We start from the raw sequence: 12232 nt of genomic DNA, 5'->3' as shown, positions 1-12232 counted from the left end.
CCCGACACCGCGCGCCACCTCTTCCTGCCGTCCCCCGCTCACCGACCATGCCTTTATACGGTTATTTGCGCATAATTGCCCGTCGGAGCCGGACGGCCGGACAGCCGGCGTCAGCCGTCCCGTCCCAGCAGCGCGAGCAGCCGGGTCTGGGCGTTCGCCCCGGCCGGCACCTCCAGCGGCGCCGCGTACATGCCGCTCGCCGCCAGCCCGTCGGCGTAGGGCATGACCTCCTTGATGGAGAACTCGACGAGACCGTCCGGCAACCGGTCGTCGGCGCCTATGGCCCGCGCGAGGTCCCAGGCGTGGACGACGCAGTCCGCCGTCAGCTCCGAGCAGTACGCCGACCCGAGCGCGGGCCCGTAGGAAAGCCGGACGGTGCGCTCCAGCGCCCCGGGGATCTCGAAGGCGACGCGCGCGGCGGCCGAGGCCCGGTCCCACGCCTCGACGGGGTCCGTGCCGAGGACGTCACCGGAGAAGGTGCTGCCGATGTCCTCGACGGTGCGGCCGTCGGTGACCAGGGGCGGTATCCAGAGCTGTTCGGCGGTGACGTGGTTGACCAGGTCGCGCACGCTCCATTCGCTGCAGGGCGTCGGCGCGTCCCACTGGGTGTCCGCGACGGCGCGCACGTGGTCGCCGAAGAGCCGCAGCGCTTCGGCGTGCCAGTCGAGCAACGGGTCCGGCATCGATCTCACCGTCCTTCACCGGGGTCGTTTCCCTCCCCCGGCTTCACTGTCCTCGCACCTGCCTTGCCCTGCCACCGACCTACCCAACCCCCTTGGCGCGCAAGGGTGGTGTCCACATGCCAAAACACGGATCTCAGATGACGAACTGATCCCTTACGGTGACACCAACGGTTCGACACCTCTTCGGCACCGCTTCGAGAGCACTTTTCGAGAGCACTTCCAGAGCACTTCGACGACGAAGGAGCCACGACCATGAACGCCACGGACAGCACCGACACCAAGGACGCCGCGCACGAGACCGCGGTCTACACCCACGGACACCACGAGTCGGTGCTGCGCTCGCACCGCTGGCGCACGGCCGCGAACTCCGCCGCCTACCTGATCGGCGAACTGCGCCCGGGCATGGCCGTCCTGGACGTGGGCTGCGGGCCGGGCACGATCACGGCGGACCTGGCGGAGCTGGTGGGGCCGCATGGCCGGGTCACGGCGGTGGACGCGGCGCCGGACGTGATCGAGCAGGCCGCCGCGTACGCGGGGGAACGGGGCCTGGCCAACGTCGATTTCGCGACGGCCGACGTCCACGCGCTGGACTTCCCCGACGACTCCTTCGACGTGGTCCACGCCCACCAGGTGCTGCAGCACGTCGGCGACCCGGTCCAGGCACTGCGCGAGATGCGCCGGGTGTGCCGGCCGGGCGGGATCGTGGCGGCGCGGGACGCGGACTACGCGGCGATGACCTGGTATCCGCGGACCCCGGGGCTGGAGGAGTGGCTGAGCCTGTACCGGCGGGTCGCCCGCTCCAACGGCGGCGAACCGGACGCCGGACGCCGCCTGCGCGCGTGGGCGCGCGCGGCCGGCTTCACGGACGTGACCTGCACGGCGACCTCGTGGTGTTACGCGACCGACGAGGAGGCCGCGTGGTGGTCCTCGCTGTGGGCGGACCGTACGACGGCCTCGGCGTACGCAGGGATCGCGACCGGCGGCGGACACGCGACGGAGGCGGAGCTGGCGGCCGTCGAGAAGGCCTGGCGCACGTGGGGCGCGGACCCCGACGCCTGGTTCTCGGTCCTGAACGGCGAGATCATCGCCCGCGCCTGACGTGCGGAGCGGCCCTCCGCCCGCCTTGGGGCTCTGCGGGTCGACGGGGCTTCGGGCCCACGGGGCTTGACCTACGGGGCTTCGGGACCGCGGACGGGAAGCAGGCCGGGCCGCTTCGCCGTACGCCCGTCGCCGGAGGAGCGCCCGCGCAGCCGCCGGCCGATCCAGGGCCCGGCGAACCCGACGGCCCAGCGCAGCTCCCCGGCGACGGCTCGCAGGCCCGCCTGGGCGGCCGGCGGCGGGCCGGGCAGCGGGCGGGTCCAGGAGTCGTCGCTGCCGGGCAGCCCCAGGGCGTGCGCGACACCGGCGGCGATCATCGCGTGGCCGAGCGGCGCGGCGTGCAGCCGGTCCGCGCTCCACATCCGGGGGTCGGTGGACGCCTCGTGCCGGGCGAAATCGGCGACGACCACACCGTGTCGCTGTGCCGCCTGCCGTATCCGCTCGTTGAGCGCGTGGACGCGCGGGGCCGCGCCCTTGGCGAGCGGGACGAGCTTGGCGATGTCGGGGAAGGTGACGGTGGCGACGCGGGCGCCCTGCGCGGTGAGCGCGGCGAACATCGCCTCCAGGTGCCCGGCGACCTCGTCGGCGTCGAACCGGGGCCGCAGCACGTCGTTGACCCCGGCGACGACGGTGGCCACGTCGGGGCGCAGCGCCAGGGCGGGCGCGAGCTGCCCCGCGCGGACCCCGGCCGCGAGACGGCCCCGTACGGCCAGGTTGGCGTAACGGACCTCGGGGTCGTGGGCCGCGATCAGCTCGGCGAGCCGGTCGGCGCACCCGCGCAGCCCGGTGCGGTCGTCGCCGTCGCCGACGCCCTCGGTCTGGCTGTCGCCGAGCGCCACGTAGCGCGTCCCGCTATTCAAGTCCCCGGGCCCGTTCCCGCTCCGCTCGCGTTGTTCCCGGCCCTCGTCCCGCTGGTTGCGCTCATCGACCGGCACGGTCCGTCCGCCTCTCACTCAGGATGGTCGTGGTGCGCTCGTACCAGGCCCGGTTGGCCCGCTCGAACTCCAGGCCGCGCAGGCAGGTGAGGTACGGGCCGATCCGCTCGCCGTGGCGCAGGAACTCCTCCTCGGCGCGCTCTCCGCGCATCTTGCGCAGCAGCGCGCCGAACAGCTCGATCTTGGAGTCGGCGAAGGCGATCCGCTCCGCGAGCTGCGCGATCAGTGCCTGCGTGTCGACGTGATCGGCGGCCTGGACCTTCACGAGCAGGTCGTCGCGGATGAAGGAGGGCTTGGTGGAGGTGGCCGCGAACCGTTCCAGCTCGGCCAGTCCGGCGGCGGTCACCTGGAACAGGCGCTTGTTGGGCCGGGTGTCCTGGACGACCTCCCGGCCGGCGATGAGCCCCTCCTGCTCCAGCTTGGCCAGCTCGGCGTAGAGCTGCTGGGGCAGCGCGTGCCAGAAGTTGGCCACGCCCGTGCCGAAGGCCTTGGCCAGCTGGTAGCCGCTCAGCTCCTCGTCGAGCAGCGCCGCCAGTACGGCGTGACGCAAAGCCACCGGTCCGCCTCCTCGGGTCCGTCCACCACGGCGTCTTCTCAGGGACGCCCGAGCCATGATAGTCAAGAAACTGACTAATCACATCGGTGACTATCGAGGAGACCTCATGAGTACCGGCACGAGCACCGCCGACCGGTTCCGCGACGCCGTCGACAGCCAGGACCTCGCCGCGCTGGACGGGCTGTTCACCGAGGACGTCCGGCTCAACAGCCCGGTGAAGTCGAAGCCGTTCGAGGGCAAGGCGGCGGTACTGGCCCTCTTCCGCGTCCTCCTGCGCACCTTCGAGGACTTCCGCTACGTCGGCCACTTCGACGGCAGCGTCGAGGCCGGCGCCGACGGGGCCGAGGGCCCGGCGACCGTGCTGCCCTTCCGGACAACCGTGAACGGCAGGCAGGTGCACGGCATCGACATGCTGCACCTCGCGCCCGGGGGCCTGATCGGCGAGATCACCGTGATGATCCGCCCCCAGACGGCGGTCCTGGCCGTCGGCGAGGCGGTCCTCGCCGGCCTCATCGCCGACGGCCTCGTCCCCGCCCCGACGGCCTAGGAACGGCCTGGAAACGGCCTGGAAACGGCCTCTTGGATCATGGCCGGTCCCAGCCCCCGATCGACGGATCGTCGGAGCGCGAGTCCCCACACGGGATAGGGTTCGATTTCCTCAACTAGCTTCGTGGAGACGGATCATGCGCATATCTGCACTGTCTGCCACCGTCGCGGTGGTGGCCGCGACGATTGCGGGAGCAGCGGCTCCAGCCGCCGCCACCACCTCGGCCAGCAAGGTCAACCTGGAGGCCGGCGCCGGCCTCCACCACAGTTCCGCGACGGTGACCTACGAGCGCGTCGACGGCGCGGTGAACTCGGTCGAGATCCTCTCCGTGGAGGCCCACGCCGGCGAGCGTGATTGCGTGTGGGTGGAGTGGAACGACCCGCATGACGAGGTGGACGGCTGGGCCAGCCTCAACTCCGAGCCGCCGTGTAACGGTGGCGATCTGCTGGAGACGCCCAACGTGATCATCAAGGCGCCGAAGGGCTACCAGCTCAAGGTGCGCTTGGCCGTCTACCACAGCTCCGAACTGGCCCACAAGGACATCGCGAAGCTCTAGCCGGACAGCCCGGGCCGCCGTCCGACCGGACGGCCGGATCCCAGGAGTCAGTCCCCCGGCGGGCGCATCCGGAAGTTGTACGGGGCCGGCAGCGGGCGGTCCGTGAGGGTGGCCCAGACTTCCGCGAGGATCTCCTCCCCCTCGCGGAGGTCGGGCAGTTCGAAGCCCTCCTCGAAGACCCGGCGGGCCGCGCCCACATGTCCCTCCGCCGCCAGCAGGCGGGCCGCGGCCAGCCGGAAGCGGCCCTCGTCGCGCAGGGCGGGCCGCAGCCGGTCCCACACCGCGCGGGCCCGCGGCAGCAGTCCCGCCGACAGCAGGGACTCCAACGCCTCGCGGCCCAGCGCCGATTCGGCGGCCAGCCAGCCCGCGCCGCCCCGGCTCTCCTGGGTCAGGTCCTCGAAGGCCTCGGCATACCAGCGGGCCGCACGCGCCGGGTCCCCGGCCAGGTCGTCCGCCACCGCGAGGCACCTGAGCAGCGGCCACCGCGAAGGGGCCAGCGCCAGCCCGCGCTCCCAGCTGCGTACCGCCTGCGCGATGTCCCCGGCATGCCACTGCGCCACCCCGAGGTGGTACTCGGTCAGCGGGTCCGCCCGGGCCGTCTCCAGCATGTCCCGCCAGTGCGGGGCGACCAGGCTCGGGCCGGGCGGTGCCACCTTGCGCGGGGCGGGGAAGACCCCGGTGCGCCACAGCTCCAGCCACGGCGCCTGGGCCTCGCCGAGCGTGTCCTCCGCGAACGGGGTGCCGGGCAGCTTGTGGCCCCCGCACAGCACCTCCAGCGCGCCCCAGCCGGAGCCGGCCGCCAGCCGCTCCCCCGGCTCGGTGTCGGCGCGGGTCCGCCACGCCTCGTACGCCGCGTCCACGGCCGCCCGGGGCAGCGCGGCCTCCAGCGCCGCCTCGGCGGAGCCGCGCGCCGCGGTCCAGTCGTCCCCGTGCACGGCGGCCGGGTCCGCGGACAGCGGCCCGTAGGCCTCCAGCCAGCTGAACTCCGCCCCGCCCTCCAGCCGTACGTGCTCCAGCTGGGTGCGGGCCAGTCCGGCCTGGATCTCCGCGTACCCGCCCGTGCCCGGTTCGGTCAGCCACTCCTGCCAGCGCCGGCCGCCCTCGCCCCCGCCCCAGACGAAGAGCTTGCGGCCGCGCAGCCGGGCCGTCGAGCTCTGCACGAGGCCCTGCCCGGCCGCGTCGAGTGAGGCGATCCAGGGCCGGGCCCCGGCTTCGACCTCGTAGAAGAAGTCGGCCGGGTAGGTGCTGCGCAGCGGGTACGTGCGGTCCGCCTCCTCCCACCGCGGTACGGGGATCCGCCTCAGCGAGCGCTCGTACCCGAAGTGCCAGGCCTCGTCGGCCGGGGCCAGGACCCGGGTGCCCTCGTCCTCGGGCACGGCGATGTTGGACCACCAGTACACGGGCGCGGGCCGCTCGTGCGGATTGCGCACGCGGACGCCCACGTAGAGGAACGGCGAGTCCTCCGGCAGCCACAGGTCCACCTGGAACGGCAGGTCGCGCAGCCGCTCCCACTCCCACAGCCGCACCATCACGCCTCCGTCGGGCGCCGGGACCAGGGCCGCGTGCAGCGGGGCGCAGGAGAGGGTGGTGTGGCCGGTGGCGCCGAGGTTCCACTCGATGCCGCCGGAGAACCAGGCGCCGTTGAGCGCGAAGTTGGCGGGCTGCAACACCGGGTTGCGGTAGAGCAGTTCGCGTCCCGTGGGGAGGTGGACGAGCGAATGGATCCGGCCGCCGAGACCGGGCAGGACGGTGACGCGCAGATGCGCGTTCTCGATGACGATCGTCTCGATGTCCTGCTCGGCCCGCTGCCGCCGGTACCCGTCCAGGATCCGGACGGGCAGCAGCGAGCGCAGCGGCTTGTAGCCGATCTGGCGTGCCATGTCGCGCGGCAGGCCCTCGCGCGAGCGCTCGTCCAGCGCGTGCACCCCGTCGGGAGCGCGGAGGGCGGGCAGTGGGTTCTCGGGACCCGACGGGGCTGCGGGAAGGGTCAGTACGGAGCGGCGGACGGTGGTGGCCATGAGGGAAATGGAACACGCCACGGCGGCCGGTGCACAGGGATTCGGCGGATCACCACCGGTCAGGATTACGCAAAGCCCGCCGGGGCACGGGTCGTTGATTGAAAATGGGTGCATGAGCAGTCGCAGCAGAAGAGCCGGGGTCTTCGACGCAGCCGGATCCGAGGACCGGTTCGCGATGCCCGCGACCGGTGACGAACGGCGGATGCTCGCCGGAATGCTGGGCGCGCAGCGCGCGACGCTGGAACTCAAGTGCTCGGGCCTGGTGCTGATCCACATGATCGAGGAGTACGCGCGGCACAACGGCCACGCGGACCTGCTGCGCGAGCGCATCGACGGCGTGACCGGGGTCTGACCGGAGCCGGTATCCGGGCCGGGTGCTCGTCGGGGATCCGGGCCGGGTGCTCGTCGCGGTGGGCGGCCCCGGCCCCCTCAGCGCGACGCGCACCCTGCCCAGGGCCTACGCGAACGCCCCCGCGACCAGGTCCGCGAGCAGCGCCCCGGCGCGGCCGTCCGGGTCCAGGTCCGGGTCGTAGATGGTGACGTTGAGTCCGACGCAGCGCGGGGAGCTGATCAACACCCCGAGCAGTTCGGCGAGTTCGTCGGGGATCAGCCCGCCGGGGTCGGGGCTGTCGACGGCCGGCATCACCGCCGGGTCCAGTACGTCGGCGTCCAGGTGGACCCAGAACCCGGCGGTGGCCGGGGGCTGCAGCCCCGTCAGGGCGGTCCGGGCCACGGGACCCGCGCCCCGGTCCCGGATCGCCCCGACCGTGGCGGCGAAGATCCCGGCGGCGCGCAGCTCGGGGAGGTCCGGGTCCCCGTCGCGCAGCCCGAAGAGCCGTACGTCCTCGTCGCGCAGGTACGGCCCGAGGCCCTCCAGGTCGGCGAGGCCGGCCTGGCCCCGCCCGGTGGCCAGGGCCAGCTCCTCGCCGCCCGCCGCGCCGACGGGCCCGTTGACGGCCTCGTTGCCGGGGTGGCGGAAATCGGCGGAGCCGTCGATCGCGGCGATCCCGTACCGCCCGAGCCGGCGCATGGCGAGCGAGGCGCCGAGCTGGATGGAGCAGTCGCCGCCGAGCACGACGGGGAACTCCCCGGCCCGCAGGTGGCCCTCGATCCGGTCGGCGAGGGCGACGGTGTACGCGGCGAGCTGCCCGGCGTGGAACACGCCGTCGCCCTCCTTCCAGCCGCCCCGGTCGTAGCGCGGCGGGACGACGACACCGCCCTCGCGCGCGCCGAGCCGGGCCAGCAGGCCCTGCTCGCGCAGGGCCCCGGCCAGTTTGTAGACGCCGGGTACGGTGCCCGGCGCGGGCGGCCGGAGCCCGAGGTTGGACGGCGCGTCGAGGAGCACGAGGGTTCGCATGCACTCATCCTGTGCGATGCCGGGCCCGTGGACGAGGCATTTCGGCCGTGATCGCCCGGCGTTCGCGGCCCGGCCGGGCGCCGCCGACGTGGGGCGACCCGGCGAGGACCCTTCCGGCCGGAAGCCCCGGCCGCGCGGGAGGGCGATCGTGCCGGCGTTCCCGGGCTGGGCACCGGCCTGTGCCCGGGCGGATCCGGGCCCTCCTTCGCGAAGGCGCGGCCGATGACCGGATCGAACGCCTCCCCGAGCAGGCCGCACGCCCGCGCGGTCCGGCCCACCCCCTGCGCCAGGTACGGAAAAAGTCTCATCGTTCCAGGCCAGGGCCTATGGCAGGATCCCGGTGTGATCATCACCCCGAACACTGAAGAGCTCCTCCTCGCGGCCGCCCACAACAACGCCGCCTGGTGCGCCGCCGTCTGCCGCGACGGTGCGTTCACCGCCGAGGCCTGGATCAGTCCGCGCCCGACCCCGCTCTACTACCCGGACGCCGTGACCCTCACCAGGGACACCGACGCGGCCGCGCTCGTCGCCGGCATCGACACCGCCGCGCCGCGCGCCTCGGTCAAGGACAGCTTCGCCGCGCTCGACCTGGCCCCGGCCGGTTTCGAGGTCCTCTTCGGCGCCCAGTGGATCCACCGCCCGGCGGGCGCTCCCGGCGCCGCCCCGGCCCTGGAGTGGAGCCGGGTCGCCGGCCCCGCCGAGCTGGAGTCCTGGGAGACGGCCTGGGACGGCGAGGAGAGCACCGGCCTGTTCCACCCGGGGCTGCTCACCGGACACGACGGGGAGATCGCCTTCCTCGCGGGCCGGGACGCCGAGGGGCGGATCGTCGCCGGGGCCGCCGCCAACCGCACCGGGGAGGTCGTCGGAGTATCGAACGTGTTCTGCGCCGACGGGACCGCGGACGACGAGGCCTGGGCGGGCGCGCTGACCCTGATCGCCTCGATCTGGCCCGGCCTGGCGGTCGTCGGCTACGAGTCCGGCGACGACCTCGACACGGCGCTGCGCCACGGCTTCACCGCCATCGGCCCGCTCCTCGTCTGGGTCCACACGGGCTGACCGCCCGAGAACTCACGCGCCCGGTCAGGGCTCCAGCGCGAGCAGCGGCACGTCCGTCCGCTCGATACCGAACACCTGGGCGTACAGCGACAGTTCGGCCTCCAGCGCCCGGATCATCGTCTCCTGGCGCCGGAAGCCGTGCCCCTCGCCCTCGAAGGCGACGTACGCGTGCGGCACCGACCGCCCGCGCATCGCGGCCAGCAGCCGCCGCGCCTGCGCGGGCGGGCAGACCGGATCGTCCAGGCCCTGCAGCAGGACGAACGGCGCGGTGATCCGGTCCGCCCGGGCCACCGGGGAGCGCTCGCGGTTGCGCAGGGCCAGGGTCTGCGGCGGCCCGGCGAGGCCGTCGAGGTAGCGGGACTCCAGATCGTGGGTCTCCTCGGCGAAGCCGAGCAGGTCCAGCACCGGGTAGATGATCGCCGCGCACGCGTACAGGCCGGTGGCGGCCAGCGAGGCCGCCGCCGTCCAGCCTCCCGCGCTGCCGCCCCGGATCGCGAGCCGGTCCGGGTCGGCGGTGCCCTCGGCGGCCAGGGCGCGCGCCACGGCCGCGCAGTCCTCGACGTCGACGACGCCCCACTGTTCGCGCAGCCGCTCCCGGTAGGCGCGTCCGTAGCCGGTGGAGCCGCCGTAGTTGACCTCGACCACGCCGATGCCCCGCGAGGTGAAGTAGGCGATGTGCAGGTCGAGTACGGGCGGCACGTGGTCGGTGGGGCCGCCGTGCGCCCACACCACGTACGGGGGCAGCTCGTCCGCCCGGGCCCGCAGTACGGGATGGTGCGGCGGGTAGACGTGGGCGTGGATCTCCCGGCCGCCCGGCCCCGCGAAGGTCCTGCTCTGCGGCTCCGGGTAGTACGCCGGGTCCACCGGGTCCGTCCGCGGCGAGCCCCGGACGCCGACCGCCCGGGCGTGCCCGGTGGCGGTGTCCAGCTCCACCACCTCGTACCCGCTGCGCGGGCTGGCCGCGACCCCGTAGACCCGGGTGCCGCTGACGGCGAGGGTGGGCTGCCAGGCCGTCCACGGCCCGGCCGCGTCCACCAGGTCGCCGCTCTCCGGGTCGAGCACGCCGAGCACGCAGGAGCCCTGACCGTGCAGGACGGCGAGGGCCCCTCCCCCGGAACCACCGGCACCACCGGCACCACCGGAGTGCCCTGAGCCGCCGGCCCGGGAGGCGCCCGCCGGGAGCGCGGCGATCCAGCGCAGTCCGGGTTTCCAGAGCGGTCCGCCGAACTCCTCTTCCCGGGGGCAGAGGTTGACGGCCGAGCCGGTCCGCGGGTCCACCCGGTACGGGTTCCACCAGCCGCCCCGGTCGCTCACCGCGAGGAGCGTTCCGTCGGCGGCCCACTCGACCTGCGCGACGGCCTCGTCCGCTCCGCCCAGCACGGTACGGGGCTCCGCGAGCCGCCCGTCCCGCGTGACCTCGGCGAGCCGCAGCTCGGTGCCGTCCCACGGCATCCGGGGGTGGTCCCACACCAGCCAGGCCGCTTGCCGCCCGTCCGGGGAGAGCCGGGGACCGGTGCTGAACCGGTGGCGCCCGTCGGTCAGTTCCCGTACCCGGGACCGGTCACCGGCCGCCGACCCGTCCAGCGGTACGGCGGCCAGGACCCGGCGCACGTCGGTCGGCGCGGGTCCCGTGAACTCCTCCAGCACGCACCAGACCTCCTCGCCGCGCAGCACCGGGTCGGCCCAGCGCAGCCCGCCGCCGACCGCCGAGACGGGGGTCAGGGCGCGCGGGCCGGGGCTGCCCGGCGCGTCGGGCTCGTAGGCGTGGAGCCGCTGGTCGGCGAAGTGGACGAACACCACCAGCGGGCCGCCGCCGGGGCGTTCGGCGCCGGCCCAGGGCAGTCCCCCGTACTCGGTGACCCGGCTGCGCACGTTCCACGGCGCCGGCAGCACGCAGGCGGCCGGCCCGCCGTCGGCGGGCCGCCGGACCAGGGTGCGGCGGCCGCCCTCGGCCGGCCGGGGCTCGGTCCACCACACCTCGGGGCCGACCGCGGCGAGGTACTCGGGCCGTCCGTCGAGGCCGGCGGCGAGCGCCGCGTCGATGGGCGAGGGCCAGCTGCCGTAGGGGGCCGTGCGGAGTTCCATCACAGGGTGCGCAGTGCGCGGTCGAGGACGCGGACGCCGAAGTGCAGGGCGTCGACGGGGACCCGCTCGTCCACGCCGTGGAAGAGGGACCAGTAGTCGAAGCCGGGCGGCAGCTTGAGCGGGGAGAAGCCGTAGCCGGTGATGCCGAGGCGGGAGAACTGCTTGGCGTCGGTGCCGCCCGCCATGCAGAAGGGCACCACACGGCCCGCGGGGTCGAACGCCTCGACGGACTCGCGCAGGATCCCGTACGTGCGCCCGTCCACGGGGGCTTCGAGGGCCACTTCCCGGTGGTGGAACTCCCAGCGCACGTCGGGTCCGGTGAGCTCGTCGAGGGTGGCGGCGAACTCCTCCTCGCCGCCGGGCAGCATCCTGCCGTCGACGTATGCGGTGGCGCTGCCCGGGATGACGTTGAGCTTGTAACCGGCGCTGAACATCGTGGGGTTGGCGCTGTTGCGGACGGTCGCCTCCACGAGGGCGGCGGCCGGTCCGAGCTTGCCGAGGACGCCTTCGAGGTCGAAGCCGGGCTCCCGGGGGTCCACCGACATGTCCTGGAGGGCGGCGAGTTCGGTGATGCAGGCGGTGACGGTGTCGGTGAGGCGGACGGGCCAGTCGTACTCGCCGATGCGGGCCACGGCGGCGGCGAGCCGGCTGACCGCGTTGGCCCGGTTGGGCTTGGATCCGTGCCCGGCGGTGCCGGTCGCGGTCAACTTGAGCCAGGCCGTGCCGCGTTCACCGGCGGCGATGGGGTAGAGGGCTTGACGGGGTCCGGTGTGCACGGTGAAGGCCCCGGACTCGCTGATGCCCTCGGTACAGCCCTCGAAGAGGTGGGGGTGGTGATCGGCGAGGAAGCCCGCTCCGTCGATCGCGCTGTCCTCCTCGTCGGCGGTGTAGGCGATCACGATGTCCCGCCGCGGCCGCACGCCTGCCCGCGCCCAGGCCCGTACGACGGCCAGCACCATCGCGTCCATGTTCTTCATGTCGACGGCACCGCGACCCCAGACCACCCCGTCGCGGACCTCCCCCGAGAAGGGGTCCACGCTCCAGTCGGCGGCCTCCGCCGGGACCACGTCGAGGTGGCCGTGGACCAGGAGGGCGGGGGCGCCGCGGTCGGCGCCCTCGATCCGGGCCACCACGTTGGTGCGGCCCGGGGTGCGTTCCAGCAGCACCGGCTCCAGGCCGGCGGCCGCCAGCCGCTCGGCGACGTACTCGGCGGCCGGGCGCTCCCGGCAGTCGCCGCCGCCCCGGTTCGTCGTGTCGATCCGGATCAGGCCGGAGGTGAACTCGACGGCCTCGTCAAGTGCCGTCCGGTCGACCGGGGTGCTCTCGCCCGGTTCGGACATG

The 12232-nt window shown here is 74.2% G+C and carries 11 protein-coding genes and 1 pseudogene; 5 read left to right on the top strand and 7 right to left on the bottom strand.

The features are described from left to right. Positions 1-110 precede the first annotated feature (110 nt). Positions 111-683, bottom strand: a complete 573-nt coding sequence (locus J7F03_RS18275) for a TIGR03086 family metal-binding protein (RefSeq protein WP_214950662.1) — start codon at positions 681-683, stop codon at positions 111-113. 252 nt (positions 684-935) lie between these two features. Between J7F03_RS18275 and J7F03_RS18270 the strand changes: the two genes are divergently transcribed. Further along, positions 936-1781 carry a class I SAM-dependent methyltransferase gene (locus J7F03_RS18270; RefSeq protein WP_214950661.1) on the top strand — a complete coding sequence of 282 codons (846 nt, stop codon included), beginning with the start codon at positions 936-938 and terminating at the stop codon, positions 1779-1781. Positions 1782-1852: 71 nt separating this feature from the next. Here the strand turns inward: J7F03_RS18270 and J7F03_RS18265 are convergent, their stop codons facing one another. Together J7F03_RS18265 and J7F03_RS18260 are read right to left on the bottom strand one after the other, a co-directional pair. Continuing rightward, positions 1853-2641, bottom strand: coding sequence for an SGNH/GDSL hydrolase family protein (locus J7F03_RS18265; RefSeq protein ID WP_214950738.1), 789 nt, complete (start codon positions 2639-2641; stop codon positions 1853-1855). A 61-nt stretch (positions 2642-2702) separates the two neighbouring features. Beyond that, positions 2703-3272 carry a PadR family transcriptional regulator gene (locus tag J7F03_RS18260; protein WP_214950660.1) on the bottom strand — a complete coding sequence of 190 codons (570 nt, stop codon included), beginning with the start codon at positions 3270-3272 and terminating at the stop codon, positions 2703-2705. A gap of 106 nt (positions 3273-3378) precedes the next feature. Between J7F03_RS18260 and J7F03_RS18255 the strand changes: the two genes are divergently transcribed. Beyond that, entirely contained in the window at positions 3379-3819 is a 441-nt protein-coding gene (locus tag J7F03_RS18255; RefSeq protein ID WP_214950658.1) for a nuclear transport factor 2 family protein, read from the top strand. Positions 3820-3955: 136 nt separating this feature from the next. Continuing rightward, positions 3956-4375, top strand: coding sequence for a hypothetical protein (locus J7F03_RS18250; RefSeq protein ID WP_214950656.1), 420 nt, complete (start codon positions 3956-3958; stop codon positions 4373-4375). Positions 4376-4422: 47 nt separating this feature from the next. Here the strand turns inward: J7F03_RS18250 and J7F03_RS18245 are convergent, their stop codons facing one another. After that, positions 4423-6393 carry a DUF5107 domain-containing protein gene (locus J7F03_RS18245; protein ID WP_214950654.1) on the bottom strand — a complete coding sequence of 657 codons (1971 nt, stop codon included), beginning with the start codon at positions 6391-6393 and terminating at the stop codon, positions 4423-4425. 262 nt (positions 6394-6655) lie between these two features. Between J7F03_RS18245 and J7F03_RS41065 the strand changes: the two are divergent. Further along, positions 6656-6745 (top strand): annotated as a pseudogene (locus J7F03_RS41065) (DUF664 domain-containing protein); the annotation flags it as partial. 105 nt (positions 6746-6850) lie between these two features. Here the strand turns inward: J7F03_RS41065 and J7F03_RS18235 are convergent. Further along, entirely contained in the window at positions 6851-7750 is a 900-nt protein-coding gene (locus J7F03_RS18235) for an arginase family protein (RefSeq protein ID WP_214950650.1), read from the bottom strand. A gap of 342 nt (positions 7751-8092) precedes the next feature. Between J7F03_RS18235 and J7F03_RS18230 the strand changes: the two genes are divergently transcribed. Then, entirely contained in the window at positions 8093-8806 is a 714-nt protein-coding gene (locus J7F03_RS18230) for a hypothetical protein (protein ID WP_308379702.1), read from the top strand. 24 nt (positions 8807-8830) lie between these two features. On the opposite strand, the gene J7F03_RS18225 is transcribed toward J7F03_RS18230, so the two are convergent. Together J7F03_RS18225 and J7F03_RS18220 are read right to left on the bottom strand one after the other, a co-directional pair. Beyond that, complete coding sequence (locus J7F03_RS18225) at positions 8831-10891, bottom strand: prolyl oligopeptidase family serine peptidase (protein WP_214950648.1); 2061 nt, start codon at positions 10889-10891, stop codon at positions 8831-8833. Continuing rightward, complete coding sequence (locus J7F03_RS18220) at positions 10891-12231, bottom strand: M20/M25/M40 family metallo-hydrolase (protein ID WP_374104360.1); 1341 nt, start codon at positions 12229-12231, stop codon at positions 10891-10893. Before J7F03_RS18220 ends, J7F03_RS18225 begins: the two co-directional genes overlap by 1 nt. Position 12232: the final 1 nt, after the last annotated feature.

Origin of the sequence: Streptomyces sp. ISL-43 (assembly GCF_018614195.1) — a bacterium.
Classification (GTDB): Bacteria; Actinomycetota; Actinomycetes; order Streptomycetales; family Streptomycetaceae; genus Streptomyces.
This window is presented reverse-complemented; position numbering and strand designations above follow the sequence as displayed.